General features: G+C 70.2%; 13 protein-coding genes. 5 read left to right on the top strand and 8 right to left on the bottom strand.

Annotation, left to right across the window (positions count from 1 at the left end; genetic code table 11):
* Nucleotides 1-160 precede the first annotated feature (160 nt).
* Complete coding sequence (locus GRF61_RS20740) at nt 161-1165, top strand: nucleoid-associated protein (RefSeq protein WP_169152523.1); 1005 nt, start codon at nt 161-163, stop codon at nt 1163-1165.
* 22 nt (nt 1166-1187) lie between these two features.
* Here the strand turns inward: GRF61_RS20740 and GRF61_RS20745 are convergent, their stop codons facing one another.
* Nucleotides 1188-1784, bottom strand: a complete 597-nt coding sequence (locus GRF61_RS20745; RefSeq protein ID WP_169152524.1) for a TetR/AcrR family transcriptional regulator — start codon at nt 1782-1784, stop codon at nt 1188-1190.
* Between the two features lie 133 nt (nt 1785-1917).
* Here GRF61_RS20745 and GRF61_RS20750 point away from each other — a divergent pair, with 133 nt between their 5' ends.
* Nucleotides 1918-2421 carry a MaoC family dehydratase gene (locus tag GRF61_RS20750; RefSeq protein WP_169152525.1) on the top strand — a complete coding sequence of 168 codons (504 nt, stop codon included), beginning with the start codon at nt 1918-1920 and terminating at the stop codon, nt 2419-2421.
* An 18-nt stretch (nt 2422-2439) separates the two neighbouring features.
* Here GRF61_RS20750 and GRF61_RS20755 read toward each other — a convergent pair whose 3' ends face one another.
* From GRF61_RS20755 to GRF61_RS20770, 4 genes are all read right to left on the bottom strand, one after another.
* Nucleotides 2440-2961 carry a PEP-CTERM sorting domain-containing protein gene (locus GRF61_RS20755; RefSeq protein ID WP_169152526.1) on the bottom strand — a complete coding sequence of 174 codons (522 nt, stop codon included), beginning with the start codon at nt 2959-2961 and terminating at the stop codon, nt 2440-2442.
* A gap of 176 nt (nt 2962-3137) precedes the next feature.
* Nucleotides 3138-3890 (bottom strand): SDR family oxidoreductase, encoded by a 753-nt coding sequence (locus GRF61_RS20760; RefSeq protein ID WP_169152527.1) that lies wholly within the window; start codon nt 3888-3890, stop codon nt 3138-3140.
* Between the two features lie 205 nt (nt 3891-4095).
* Nucleotides 4096-5274 (bottom strand): radical SAM protein, encoded by a 1179-nt coding sequence (locus GRF61_RS20765; protein WP_169152528.1) that lies wholly within the window; start codon nt 5272-5274, stop codon nt 4096-4098.
* Nucleotides 5275-5278: 4 nt separating this feature from the next.
* Nucleotides 5279-5659: a hypothetical protein gene (locus GRF61_RS20770; RefSeq protein ID WP_133588061.1), complete on the bottom strand. Its 381-nt coding sequence runs from the start codon at nt 5657-5659 to the stop codon at nt 5279-5281.
* Between the two features lie 360 nt (nt 5660-6019).
* Here GRF61_RS20770 and GRF61_RS20775 point away from each other — a divergent pair, with 360 nt between their 5' ends.
* The gene (locus tag GRF61_RS20775) at nt 6020-6712 is read left to right on the top strand and encodes a DNA alkylation repair protein (RefSeq protein WP_169152529.1); all 693 of its coding nucleotides are present in this window, start codon (nt 6020-6022) and stop codon (nt 6710-6712) included.
* Between the two features lie 166 nt (nt 6713-6878).
* Nucleotides 6879-8009, top strand: a complete 1131-nt coding sequence (locus GRF61_RS20780) for an alpha/beta fold hydrolase (protein WP_169152530.1) — start codon at nt 6879-6881, stop codon at nt 8007-8009.
* Nucleotides 8010-8342: 333 nt separating this feature from the next.
* On the opposite strand, the gene GRF61_RS20785 is transcribed toward GRF61_RS20780, so the two are convergent.
* Nucleotides 8343-8759, bottom strand: coding sequence for a nuclear transport factor 2 family protein (locus GRF61_RS20785; RefSeq protein ID WP_169152531.1), 417 nt, complete (start codon nt 8757-8759; stop codon nt 8343-8345).
* Nucleotides 8760-8820: 61 nt separating this feature from the next.
* Entirely contained in the window at nt 8821-9804 is a 984-nt protein-coding gene (locus tag GRF61_RS20790) for a YafY family protein (protein ID WP_169152532.1), read from the bottom strand.
* Nucleotides 9805-10155: 351 nt separating this feature from the next.
* Here GRF61_RS20790 and GRF61_RS20795 point away from each other — a divergent pair, with 351 nt between their 5' ends.
* On the top strand, nt 10156-11337 hold the full coding sequence (locus tag GRF61_RS20795; RefSeq protein ID WP_169152533.1) for an acetyl-CoA C-acyltransferase: 1182 nt from the start codon (nt 10156-10158) through the stop codon (nt 11335-11337).
* 15 nt (nt 11338-11352) lie between these two features.
* On the opposite strand, the gene GRF61_RS20800 is transcribed toward GRF61_RS20795, so the two are convergent.
* On the bottom strand, nt 11353-12312 hold the full coding sequence (locus GRF61_RS20800) for a helix-turn-helix domain-containing protein (RefSeq protein ID WP_169152534.1): 960 nt from the start codon (nt 12310-12312) through the stop codon (nt 11353-11355).
* Nucleotides 12313-12373 lie beyond the last annotated feature (61 nt).

Below are 12373 nucleotides of genomic sequence, written 5' to 3' on the forward strand. Positions count from 1 at the left end.
CCACCGTCTAATTCGTCGGCAGCGTCAGATGTGTATAAGAGACAGCATTGGGGGCGTCCTTTTCTCTCGGGTATGTGTACGAATATACAGTCTCGCCGTGTCGGCTTGAAGAGGGCGGCGTGAGACAATCGCCGCCCTTCGTCTTTTCCGGGTTGCACGCATGTCCGAGGTTCAACACACCATTACCGATCTGGTCGTCCACAAGCTGGTGAAGGGGCCGGAAGGGCCGGCGGGCATCGAGCTGCGCAGCACCGCTTGCGTGCTGGACAACGCCGCGGTGCGGCTGGTGGAGCAGCTGTGCAGCCAGTACGCGAGCAAGGCCGGCAAGGGCTACGGCCACTTCGAGGCCGACATCGCCACTTTCCCGATGGTGGAGCTGGTGCGCGACTACGTGGTCGAGCGCAAGACGGACTTCATCGGCCTGTCGCGGCAGATGATGGAGCTGCTGCAAGCCTGCGCCGACGATGAACTGGACAGCGGCGGCCATGTGGTGATCAGCCGCATCAAGGAAGGCGACACCGACTGCCTGTGGGTGGCGCTGGTGGGCGAGAAGGTGGGCAGCGCAGTCAATGGCAACCTGGACATCTTCGACTGCAGCTACCTGGACCTGAACGAGCTGCGTGCCGCCGGGCGCATCGACCTCACTGGCTGGCAGCGCGGCGACGAGCGCTACATCAGCTTCCTCAAGGGCCGGGGCGACGTCGCCGGCTGGTTCAAGCGCTTCATCGGCTGCAGCGACGTGGTGATCGCGCTGAAGGAAACCAAGAAGCTGGTGCAGACGCTGACGCAGTTCGCCGACACCCAGCACCTGGAGCCGCAGGCGCGGGATGCGCTGATGCAGCGCGCCCACGTTTACCTGGACGAACTGGGCGAGAGCGGCGCGCCGCTGGCGATCGACGAGGTGGCGAAGGAAGTGTGGCCGGAGCAGCCGGAGCAGCTGAGCAAGGCGCTGACCGCGGAGGACGTGAAGCTGGCGAGCGGCTTCGTGCCCGACCGCCGCGCCATCCGCCCGCTGGTGCGCTTCAAGGCCAGCGCGGAGGAGTGGAAGCTGGAGTTCGACCGCGCCAGCCTGCGCTCCGGCGCGGTGCAGTACGATCGCGAGGCCGGCACGCTGGTGCTGTCCAACCTGCCGGATTACCTGAAGCAGATGCTGATGGAGGAGTGAGGCGGCCGCAGCGGCGCGGCGCTCAGCGCTCCTCGCCGCTGTGCCCGGCGAGCAGGCTGGCGCGCGCGGTGGCCAGCAGCCGTCCGGATTCCGCCTCGTCCGGCAAGGCCCGTGCCAGCATCAGGGCGCCCACCATGGTCGATAGCGTGGTCTGCGCCCGGGTGTCGCGGCTGGCCGCGTCTTCGCCGGGGGCGACCTCCCGCAGCAATTCCAGCAAGTCCTGCAGGTTGGCGCCCAGCGCCTGGCGCAGCTCCGGTTCGTGGCGTGGCGCTTCCGCCGCCAGCGTGGTGAACATGCAGCCCTGGCCGGGGTTGTCGCGGTGGGCGGGGGAGAGATAGGCGGCGACCAGCGCGACGTAGGGATCCTCCCCCCGGCCGCGGGCGCCGTCGATGATGCGCCGCCAGCGCCGCACCGACTGCTGACCGGCGCGCTCGCAGGCCTCTGCCGCCAGCGCCGCCTTGGAGGCGAAGCTGCCGTAGAAGCCACCGTGGGTGAGGCCGGCCTCCTGCATCAGCTTGGCCACGCCTATGCCGTCTATGCCCTTTTCGCGGAACAGCCGCGAGGCCACGTCCAGAACCCGCTCGCGGTTCTCGGCGGCGCGTTCCCTGCTCACTTTCATGTTCTTGCTCCTGGCGGCCGGTCTTTGCCGCATTGCTTGACATCATACATTACGCTCGTAATCTATGAGGCCCAACCCCGAGGACCGCGCCCTTGCGCGGCCAAGACCGCCCGACGAGGCAGGAGGAGCAGGCATGACCCAACAGACCGCCCAGCACACCGCGCAGCAGACCCCGTTCGACCGCAGCAAGCCCTACTACCTGGATGACATCCAGGTGGGCATGCGCTTCACCAGCGCCTCCCATGCGCTGGAGGAGAGCCAGATCAAGGCTTTCGCCGGCGAGTTCGACCCGCAGCCCTTCCACCTGGACGACGAAGCGGCGCGCGGCACCCTGTTCGGCGGCCTGGCCGCCAGCGGCTGGCACACTGCGGCACTGACCATGCGGCTGCTGGTGGAGGGCGGCGCGCCCATCGCCGGCGGCATCATCGGCGCTGGCGGCGAACTGAGCTGGCCGCGGCCTACCCGGCCGGGCGACGTGCTGACGGTGGTGAGTGAAGTGCTGGAGGTGACGCCCTCGCGCTCCAAGCCGGATCGCGGCATCGTCACCCTGCGCAGCGAAACCCGTAACCAGCACGGCGACGTGCTGCAGGTGCTGACTTCCCGCCTGGTGGTGCCGCGCCGGCAGACGGCAGGCTGAAACGCTCCTTGCTCCGCCTCAGCGCTTGCGGCGCCGCCGCCGGGCGCCGCCGTAGACGCTGAGGCCGAGGCCGAACAGCAGCAGGGTGAGGGGAGCGGGCGCAGGCAAGGTGTGCGTCTGCAAGCTGCCGGGCCAAGGCGCGCTGGCGCCGAAGGCCAGCATGAAGCGGGTATCCGGCCCCAGCCTGCTGCCCTGGCTGCCGATGTCGCCGATGTCGGGGCTTTCACCGCTGCGCGGGGCAGCCAGTGGGGGAGGCAGTGCGGGTGGCAGCGTGAGTTGCAGGAAAGCGGTGGCGGCGAAGGCGGGCGGGTGCTCGCTGCCGGCATCCTCGGCCGGGCGGCCCGGCAGCGCGGCCGCCACCATTGCATGCCGGGGTGCCTGTCCGGCCGGTAATGGAGCCAGGGCGAGGAGAGGGGGTTCCAGTTGCAGCAGGGCGCGCGGGGCTGGTGCCGTCTTCCACTCCAGCGGTGCCGCCGCGGCCGGCGCCGCAGGAAGGGCGCCGGCCAGCACGGCCAGCAATGCAAGCTCGAGTTTCCTCATTGCCGCCGCTCTCTCCATTGGTGTTGGTTTTTTTATCCAACAAGCAATGAATATGCCAAAGGCGTTTTGGCGCATGCTCACGGGCTTGCCGGGCAAGGCTCAGGCGCTGACCGTGGGCGGTTGTAAATTTCGCCGACGCCGGGGCGGCCCCGGCATGGCGCAGGCGCCGGTCCGGTTCAGACGATGCCGCCGTTGGCCCGCAGCGTCTGGCCGTTGATCCAGCCGGCGGCCGGGCTGGCGAGGAAGGCGACCGCGGCGGCGATGTCCTCCGGCGTGCCCAGCCGCTCCAGCGGCGCCATCTTGGCCAGGCGCTCCACCGTCTCCGGCGTCTTGCCATCAAGGAAGAGCGCAGTGGCGGTCGGGCCGGGGGCGACGGCGTTGATGCGGATATCCCTGCCGCGCAACTCCTTGGCCATGATGTTGGTGATGGTCTCGATGGCGCTCTTGGTCGCCGCGTACAGCGCATAGCCCGGCAGCGCGAGGCCGATCACGCTGGTGGAGAAGTTGATGATGCGGCCGCCCTGTTGCAGCCGGGTCGCCGCCTCCCGCAGGGTGTTGAAGCTGCCCTTCACGTTCACCGCGAACAGGCGGTCGAAGGTGGCGTCGTCGGTGTCGCCGAGGTGGGGCAGGTTGGCGGGCATGATGCCGGCGTTGTTCACCAGTACGTCGACGCGGCCATAGCTTTGTTCAGCTGCGTCGAACAAGTGTTTCGCCGCCGCTGGCTCGGATACGTCGGCCTGCTCCGCGACCGCCTGGCCGCCTGCCGCAACGATGGACTGCACCACCGCCTCCGCTTCCGCGACCCGGCCGGCGTAATTGACCACCACCGCATAACCGTCTTCGGCCAGCCGGCGGGCGATGGCGGCGCCTATGCCGCGGGAGGCGCCGGTGACGATGGCGACCTGGGGGGATTGCTCTGTTGTGTTCATGCCTTTCTCCGCTTCTGTTCGCTAGGGAAAGACCCGCCGGGGCGGGTCCTTGAAGCGGATTATTCTGTTGGAAGCCGGCGCGATAAATCCTGCTTTCTGGTTTGACTATCCAGCAGTGGCCAACAATGAGGGCCGCCCCCGCTGCGCACGGATCGGCGGAGAGGGGCGGCGGCAGGTGGTTCCGGCCGTCTGGCTGCTTTCTTCCTCAAGCCTGCCGCACCGGAATGCCGGCCAGGCTGCCGCCCAGGCGCTGCGGCGCTGGCGGCCGCGCCACCCGGGGCGGCCCGGCGGGCGCATCCTCCAGCAGATGCTCCGGGATGTAGCCGGCGTCATAGAAGTGCTGGCACAGGGCGTAAGGGGCGAGAAAGTCCTCCTGCTCGCGGAAGGCGGAGAGCCGGCAGGCGCCGCCGCACACGCTGTTGAAGGGGCAGCGGCCGCAGACGCCATGCAGTTCCGCGGTGCGCAGCGAGCGGGTGTAGTGGAACAGCGGCGACGCCCGCCAGATGTCGCGGAAGCGCCGCTGGCGCACGTTGCCGGCCACCAGCGCCGGCTCGTCGCTGGCCACGCCGCAGATGGAGACATCGCCATTCGCCAGCACGCCGCAGAAGTTCTCCGCCCAGCCGCAGGCCACGCCGCGGCCGGGAATGATCTCGTCCAGGTACTGCAGCAGCGGCGGCAGGTTCACGAAGATGTTGAGGCCGGCGCGCTTGCGCAGCACATGGCAGTACTCCCGCAGCTGCATGATCTCTTCCGTGAGCAGCGCGCGCTCCTCCAGGTGCTCGCCGCGGCCGTTGGGGTGCAGCAGGGAGAGGCGCATGGTGCAGTCGAAATCGCGGGCGATGCGGGTCAGCGCCGTCACCTCCTTCAGGTTGGCGCTGAAGATGGTGGCGTTGATGTCGAACTTCAGCCCCGCCGCATGCAGCCGCCGCAGGCCGGCGCGGGTACGGGCATGGGCGCCGCGCTGGCCGCGCAAGGCGTCGTGCACCGCCGGGCCGCCATCCATCGAGATGGAAAGGCTGAGCTTGGGCAAGGTGGCCAGAAAGGCCACCGCTCCGGCGCTGAACAGGGTGCCATTGCTGGCGAGGGAGACTTCCATGTCGTGGGCGGCGAAGGCGCTCGCCACCTCCCGCCAGTCGCTGCGCGCCAGCGGTTCGCCACCGGAGAGGATGACGCGGCGGGCGCCCAGCGCGGCGGCATCCGCTGCCACTTCGCGTACGGTTTCCAGCGGCAGGTTCTCGGTGCGGCCGCGCACCGCCTTGTCGTAGCAGAAGGTGCAGCCGAGGTTGCAGCTCTTGGTGGCGTTGAAGTGCAGGGTGTCCAGCCGCGGCGCCGGCGACGGCGCCTCGGCTGGCATCTGGCGTAGCGGGGCGGGGGCGACGTCCATGGCTTCAGCCCACCTTGACGGCGCCGAGCAGGCGGGCGGCGACGGCGTCTATCAACTCATCGCTGATGTCGGCCGGGTTGATCACGCTGTCCAGCGGGCTGGCATCCTTGCCGGCGCCACAGGCCACACACCAGGCCTGGGTGCCGAGGTCCTTGAGGCCTTCGACGAACTCCTTCAGCGCGCGGGCCTCGAGGATGGGCGCCGCCTGCTTCTGTACCCAGTCCAGCTTGTCGGTCAGCTCTATGCCCTTGCCGGCGCCGCAGGCCACGCACCATTCCTGGTTCGCGCCGGGATTTCGCAGCCGCGAGATGGCGTCGCGCAGCGCGGCGCGGTCCACCGAAACCTGCAGATCGCGGGAAAGCAGCAGGGATTTGGAGTCGGACATGGCAGTCTCCTTGAGCCGGTGAGAGCCGCCCGGCCGGGGTGGTCGTGGCGGTGCTCGGAGCCTAGGAAGCGGGTAGCCCTGCTTCAAGGAGGGAAATACGACAATGCCGCCCCAGGCTGGGCGAGCCGGCTTGCAGGGAGGTGGCGGCGCGCTCGGCGGAAAGCGTTAAATGGGGAGGGCCGCGGTTTGCGCAGCCAAGTGGCGCTATGCACCGGCGGGGCGACCCCTCGGGCTCCGGCGGTTTCCATCCGGCAGGTGCGGTGGGGGCCGCCGGACGGTCTAAGACTTTGGCAGCGATGTGCCGGATGCCCGCGCTGGGCAAGTCCGCCCTGGCACGACCGCGGCGGACAGGGAGACGGGATGAATCCTTACCAGACATACTTGGAGGCGGTGCGCGGAATGCTGGCTGGCCATGCGGACGCCTCGCGGGCGGAGGCGATGCGCGCCTACATGCGCGGGCGTTTCCTCTTCCTCGGCGTTCCCATGCCCTTGCGCCGCAGCGCCACTGCCGCCTTCTGCCGCCAGCCGCTGGAGGCTCAGGCGCTGCTGGGCGTGGCCGACGCGCTGTGGACGTTGCCGGAGCGGGAGTATCACTACGTGGCGGTGGACCTGCTCGCCCGCCAATGGAAAACGCTGACGCCAGCGCATGTGGAGGCGCTGCTCGCCCTCGCTGCCCGCGGCGCCTGGTGGGACACGGTGGACAGCCTCGCCGGCGTGGTGGGCGACCTGCTTAGGCGGGCGCGGCGGTCAGGGGCGGTGGACGCCCAGTCAGGCATGGATGACGCGCTGCAGCATGAAAACCTGTGGCGCCGCCGGGTGGCGATGATCCACCAGCTCGGCTGGCGCGCGGAGACCGATAGCGGCCGCCTGTTCCGCTATGCGCTGGCGCTCGCCGGCGAGCCCGACTTCTTCATCCGCAAGGCGATAGGCTGGGCGCTGCGCGACTATGCGCGCCACGATCCCGCAGCGGTACTGGCTTTCCTGCAAGGCGAGGGCGGGCGGCTGTCGTCGCTGAGCCGGCGGGAGGCCGGCCGGCATCTGGGGCGGGGTTGAGTCAGGGGTTGTCTGCTGCTCGCCGCAGGGCAAGCGGAGCGGCATCGCGGGAGCGGCCTGAATTAATTTCAGGCGTAGCCGGAGAATTTATCGTTTGCTGCGTTGCAGCATCGCGTCTAGAGTGCGAGCAAACATAAAAGGCCTCCCCCGGCCCCCGGAGAGAATCATGGATTACCGCTTCGCTTCGTTGTCGCCAGACGACGAAGCCGCCCTCGCCCTGCATCTGCTGGGGCTGGATGGTGAAGACCGCGCCCTGCGCTTCGGCGCCAGCACGCCGGACCGGACCCTGCTGGCCTACGCCCGCGGCCTCAACTACAACCGCGACGTCGCCGAAGGCGCCTGGGATGGCGGCAAGCTCATCGGCTTCGCCCATCTCGCGGTGATGCAGGAAGACGGCTACGCGGTGGGCGAGCTGGGCCTGTCCATCACAGCCGGCTACCGTGGCCAGCGCATCGCCAGCCGGCTGATACAGCGTTCCATCCTGCGCGCCCGCCGCTTCGGCCTCACCCGCATGTACGTGCATTACATGCGCCGCAACCTGGCGATGACCCGCCTGGTGCGCCGCTTCGGCCTGGCCACCCACTATGAGGGCGACGAGGCGCTGGCCTGCCTGCAGGTGCTGCCGCGCGAGAAAAGCGTGTACAGCGAGGCGCATCGCGGTGGCCCGGATGGCCGGCTGGAGATCTTCAAGAGCCTGCCCCGCGGCCGGCCCAAGGGCCATGTGTTGCTGGTGCATGGCGCCGGCGGCGACGGCTGGCAGTGGCGGGCGGCGATGGCGGACATTTCCCGCGAAGGCTATGCGGCGCATGCGCTGTCGCTCAGCGGCCACGGCAGGAGCGAGGCCGCGCCGCCCACCTTCGCCCGTTTGTTCGAGGACGTGCGCAGCGTGCTCGCCGGCCTGCCGGAGAACACCCGCCTGGTCGGCCATTCGCTGGGCGGCTACCTGGTGCAGCGCGAACTGGAGCAGTCCGAACGGCCGGCGGCGGTGCTGCTGGCGCCGGTGCCGCCCGACGTGCCGCGCGATCAGGAACTGGCCTCGCTGCTGTCCGGCCTGGCCGGGGAACGCACCCGCGAAGTCGCGGCGAACGTGCTGCGGGATGCGGACACGGTGAAGGTGGAGCAGGTGCGCACGCCGGTTGCGCTGATCAGCGGCGATCGCGACCGGGTGATGCCGGTGCCCTGGATGCGCTCCACCGCTGCCCGCTACCGCGCGCCGTGGACACGGCTGCAGGCCGGCCACAATCTGCCGGTGGCGCAGGCGATCTCCGAGCCGTTGCGGGCGGGGCTGCGCTTTTAAGCCGGAGAGTGGAGGCGGGCGGCGGGTGGCTGGCCGCTCGGCCGGAGCAGACCTCGAACCCGGGTCTTGAATCGAGGCGTGGCAGGGCCGCCTTGGGGAGAGGGCGGGTGCCGCGCCGAAGTCCCCGATCGCCTCGCCGTGGGCGGGGCCGGCCGCGGTCAGGCGCCGAGCGCGCCTTCGAGCGCTTCGGCCCTCTCTACCCGGGCAGGGAAAAAAGTCGCCCCAGGCTAGGCGTGGCTGCGGAATGCAGAGGGGGCGCTTGACGGCGTCTTTCTGCCGCCCTCCGCCTGTGTGGCCGGTGCGGCACGGGCTCGTTCCTTCCCCCGATTCTTATCACGCATTCCGCGCCAGCCGGACTTCCAGCCGCCGTATGCGGCCGCGCTGCAGGCTGAATTCATAGCGCAGGGCGACCGGGCTGCCGGGGAAGGTGCCGGAAACTTCGCCGGTGACGGCCACGCCGCCGCTGCCATGCTCCACCGCCAGGATCTCCACTACCGGCTGATACCTGGCGCCGCATTCATCGCGCCAGACGCGGATCGCATCCAGCCCGCGGTACTCATAGGCTTCGTCCACCACCACCGCGGTTTCCGCGAAGCAGTTCTCCAGGCCGGCGGAGGTCTGCGCATTGGCAGCGGCGAAATAGCCGCGTACGGCGGCGGGCAGCGCCGGCGTGCCGGCAGGCGACGCCGAGGCCTGCGCTGCGGGTGGCTTGGGGCGGGCGAGCGGGGCGAGCAGGATTGGGGTGGACATGGCGGCCTCGATTTCGGTTGGTGAGGCCGCCACTGTGCCGCCCCCCACTGACAGCCCTATGTCAGGAGGCTGAGGGGCCGGCGGCGGGCACGGTGGCGTGGTGCCGGGCGGCTGCCTGGGCAAGGGCGACCAGGCGGTCGCGCAGCGCTGCCGGTTCCAGCACGCAGACTTCGGTGCCGAAGCCGATCAGCCAGCTGGCTAGGGTATGCAGGTCAAATGAAGCCAGTGCCAGCGTCACCTGCCCCTCATCGCCCGGGCCCGGCTCGATGTCCTGCACGCCCTGCCACCACTCCCGCCGCGCCCTGTCCGCCGCCAGCAGCGTGAACCTTACCCGTGCCCACTCGCGCGCCGGCGGCAGGATGGTGTCGATGAAGTCGGCCGCCGACAGGGGGCCGGCGGTGCCGGCGCGAGGCGTGAAGGTTTCCTCCAGCAGTTCGGTGGCCTCCATGCGGTCGCTGCGGAAATCGCGCCAGTCGCCACGCAGGCGGCACCAGGCCAGCAGGTGCCAGCGGCCGAGGTAATGCACCAGCGCGTGTGCTTCCACCACTCTCTCTGTGGCGACGGTCTGGGTGGCGCCGCGGTAGAGGAAGCGCAGCAGCCGGCAACCCGCCAGCGCCTGTTGCAGGAGATCCAGCGGTGCCTGCGAGGGCGGCTCCACCTGGGTGGCGGTGCCCAGCCCGCGCTCCAGGCGGTCGATGCGGTTCAACTGCGGCGCCGGCAGGATGGCGCGGACCTTGGCCAGCGCCGAAGCCATGCGCGCATCCAGCGAGGCATCGGTCAGGTGGCGTACCAGCACCCCGCCGGTGAGCAGGGCGGCGGCTTCTTCCTCGGTGAAATTCACCGGCGGCAGGTGGTAGCCCTTGACCAGCCGGTAGCCCACCCCAGCTTCGGCGGCGATGGGGACGCCAGCCTCCCCCAGGGCGGCGATATCGCGGTAGATGGTGCGCACGCTGAGGCCGAAGTGGCCGGCCATTTCCTCCGCGGTGACCACCCGGCGGCCTTGCAGGAAAAGGATGAGGGCGAGCAGGCGGTCGGTGCGGTTCATCGGCGCGGGAAAGGGGAGGGGTTGCCACTGTAGCCGACTCCGCGGGCCAGCTCCATGCGTCCGCTGGCGGCCGCGACAGGGCGGGATCCGGGCGCTGCGGCTTACGGTGCATCGCCCGTCACTCCCTTTCCCGGGGCGGTGGCGACCGGTGGGAGGGCGCGGCTTGACTTGTTAGATGACGATAATCATGATTGAAAAATGATGATCGTAATTTAATCGTGACGGCCCGATGTTCCAGGAGCGCTCCGCGCCCGGGGGCGGGCTCTGCTCGCCACTGCGCCGCCGGTGCCAGGGCTGCCGCGGAATCGCGCAGACTGGGCACCGCCGCCACACAGCTTGAGGAAGATGGACATGGACAAGGAGATCGTGATCTGCGCCCCGGTGCGCACCGCAATCGGCAGTTTTGGCGGCAGCCTCAAGGACATGCCGGCCGCCGCGCTGGGCGGCCATGCCATTGCCGCCAGCCTGCACCGCGCCGGTCTGATGCCGGAGCAGGTGGAGGGGGTGGTGATGGGTAATGTGATCCAGGCGGGAGGCGGCATGAACGTGGCACGGCAGGCGGCGATTGCCGGTGGCCTGCCGGTGGAGGCGCCGGCGCTGACGGTTAACCGGGTGTGCGGCTCGGGTGCGCAGGCGGTGGTTTCCGCCTATGCCGAGGTCGCCGCCGGCCTGGCGGAAATCGTGGTGGCTGGCGGCATGGAGAACATGGATCGCGCGCCCTACCTGTTGCCGGCGATGCGCTTCGGCGCCCGCATGGGGAATGCGGAGGTGGTGGATGCGATGCTGCGCGATGGTCTCAATGATGCCTTCTCCGGTCGGCACTCGGGCTGGCACACCGAGGACCTCGCCAGCCGCTACGAGCTCAGCCGCGCCGCGCAGGATGCCTATGCCGCGCGCAGCCAGCAGCGTTTCGCCGCGGCACAGGCGGCCGGCGCCTTTGTCGCCGAGATCGCGCCGCTGGAACTGAGCGGCAAGCGCGGCACGGTGAGCTTCGCTACCGACGAAGGCAACCGGCCGGACACCACGGTGGAGACCCTGGCGCGGCTGAAGCCCGCCTTCCGCCCGGAGGGCAGCATCACCGCCGGTAATGCGCCGGGCGTGAACGCCGCGGCCGCCGCCATGCTGGTTTGCAGCCGGGCGACCGCCGAGGCGCGGGGCCTGGAACCCTGGCTGGCGATACGCGGCATGGCGGTGGCCGGAGTGGAGCCGGCCTTCTTCGGCCTGGGGCCGGTGCCGGCGATACGGCAGGCCCTGCAGCGCGCCGGCTGGCAGGCGGAGGCGGTGGACCGCTACGAGATCAACGAGGCTTTCGCCGCCATTGCCCTGGCGGTGCAGGCGGAGTTGGGGCTGGACGAGGCGCGGCTGAACGTGGATGGCGGCGCCATTGCCCACGGCCATCCGATAGGCGCCACCGGCGCGGTGCTCATCGTCAAGGCGGCGCATGCCTTGCGCCGCACTGGCGAGCGCCGGGCGGTGGTATCGCTGTGCATAGGCGGCGGGCAGGGCATCGCGCTGTGCCTGGAGCGGATCTGAGATGGCGCCGGCGGGCTAGGAAGGCCGCGTCTGCCCCGGGCTGAGGCCGTAGCGGGCCTTGAACACCCGCGAGAAGTGGGCCTGGCTGCCGTAGCCCCAGCGATAGGCGATGTCACCCACGCTGAGCCGGCGGGCGCGGGGTGAGGCCAGCTCCTCGCGCGCCCGCTCCAGGCGCTGGGCCCAGATCCACTGGGTGGCGGTGCAGCCGTGGGTGGCGAACAGGCGGTTGAGGTGGCGGGGCGACAGGCCCAGCGCGCCGGCCACGGTGGCGGCATCCAGCGTGGGGTCGCCCAGCCGTTCGGCGATCAGCATTTCCGCCTGCAGCAGGCGCCAGGCGCCGTGGTCCGGCAGCTCCGCCTGGGCCGTCGCCGGCGTCACCAGCCGCTGCAGCAGGCTGTGGGCGCGGGCGGCCACCGCCGGCGCGCTGTCGCCGTCCGGGCGCTGCACGAAATCGCGTGCGGTGTCGCGCAGGGCGGCGGCGAGCAGGCGGGCGCTGCGCAGGCGCGTGTCCAGCTTCAGCGGCGTGCGCGGCCGTTCCGCCCGGCTGGTGGCGGCGAGCTGCGAGAAGTCCGCTTCGACGATGAGCTGCCGCATCGGCCCGCCGAAACCATAGAGATAAGGCAGGTCGGTGGAGTAGGCGATGACGTCTCCCGCCGCCAGCGTCATGCAGCGGCCGCCCTGGTAGAAGAAGGCCTTGCCTTCGAGCAGGACGCAGGCGAACACCGAGTCCTTGGGATGGGTGCGCAGCATGCGCGCCGGCCGCTCTATCACATGCTGGTTGCCGCTGATCTCGGTGATGCGCACCGCGCCGAGGTCGTAGTTGCGCTCCTGCGCCTGCAGGCCGGCGGGGTCGTAAGTGCTGCAGGTGAGGCCGACCAGGGTCGAGGCGTTGTGGGATTCCCAGAAGGCGAGCCGCTGCTCCGGCGGCACCTGGGCGGTGGAGGCTTCTGCGCTGGGCATCAGCAGCTTGGCCATGTTCTTGTCTCCTCCGGCGGTCCCGGTACCGGCGGGGCAGGTCCGGGGATCTCTGTGGGGC

This window comes from Azoarcus sp. TTM-91 (genome assembly GCF_012911025.1).
Classification (GTDB): Bacteria; Pseudomonadota; Gammaproteobacteria; order Burkholderiales; family Rhodocyclaceae; genus Azoarcus.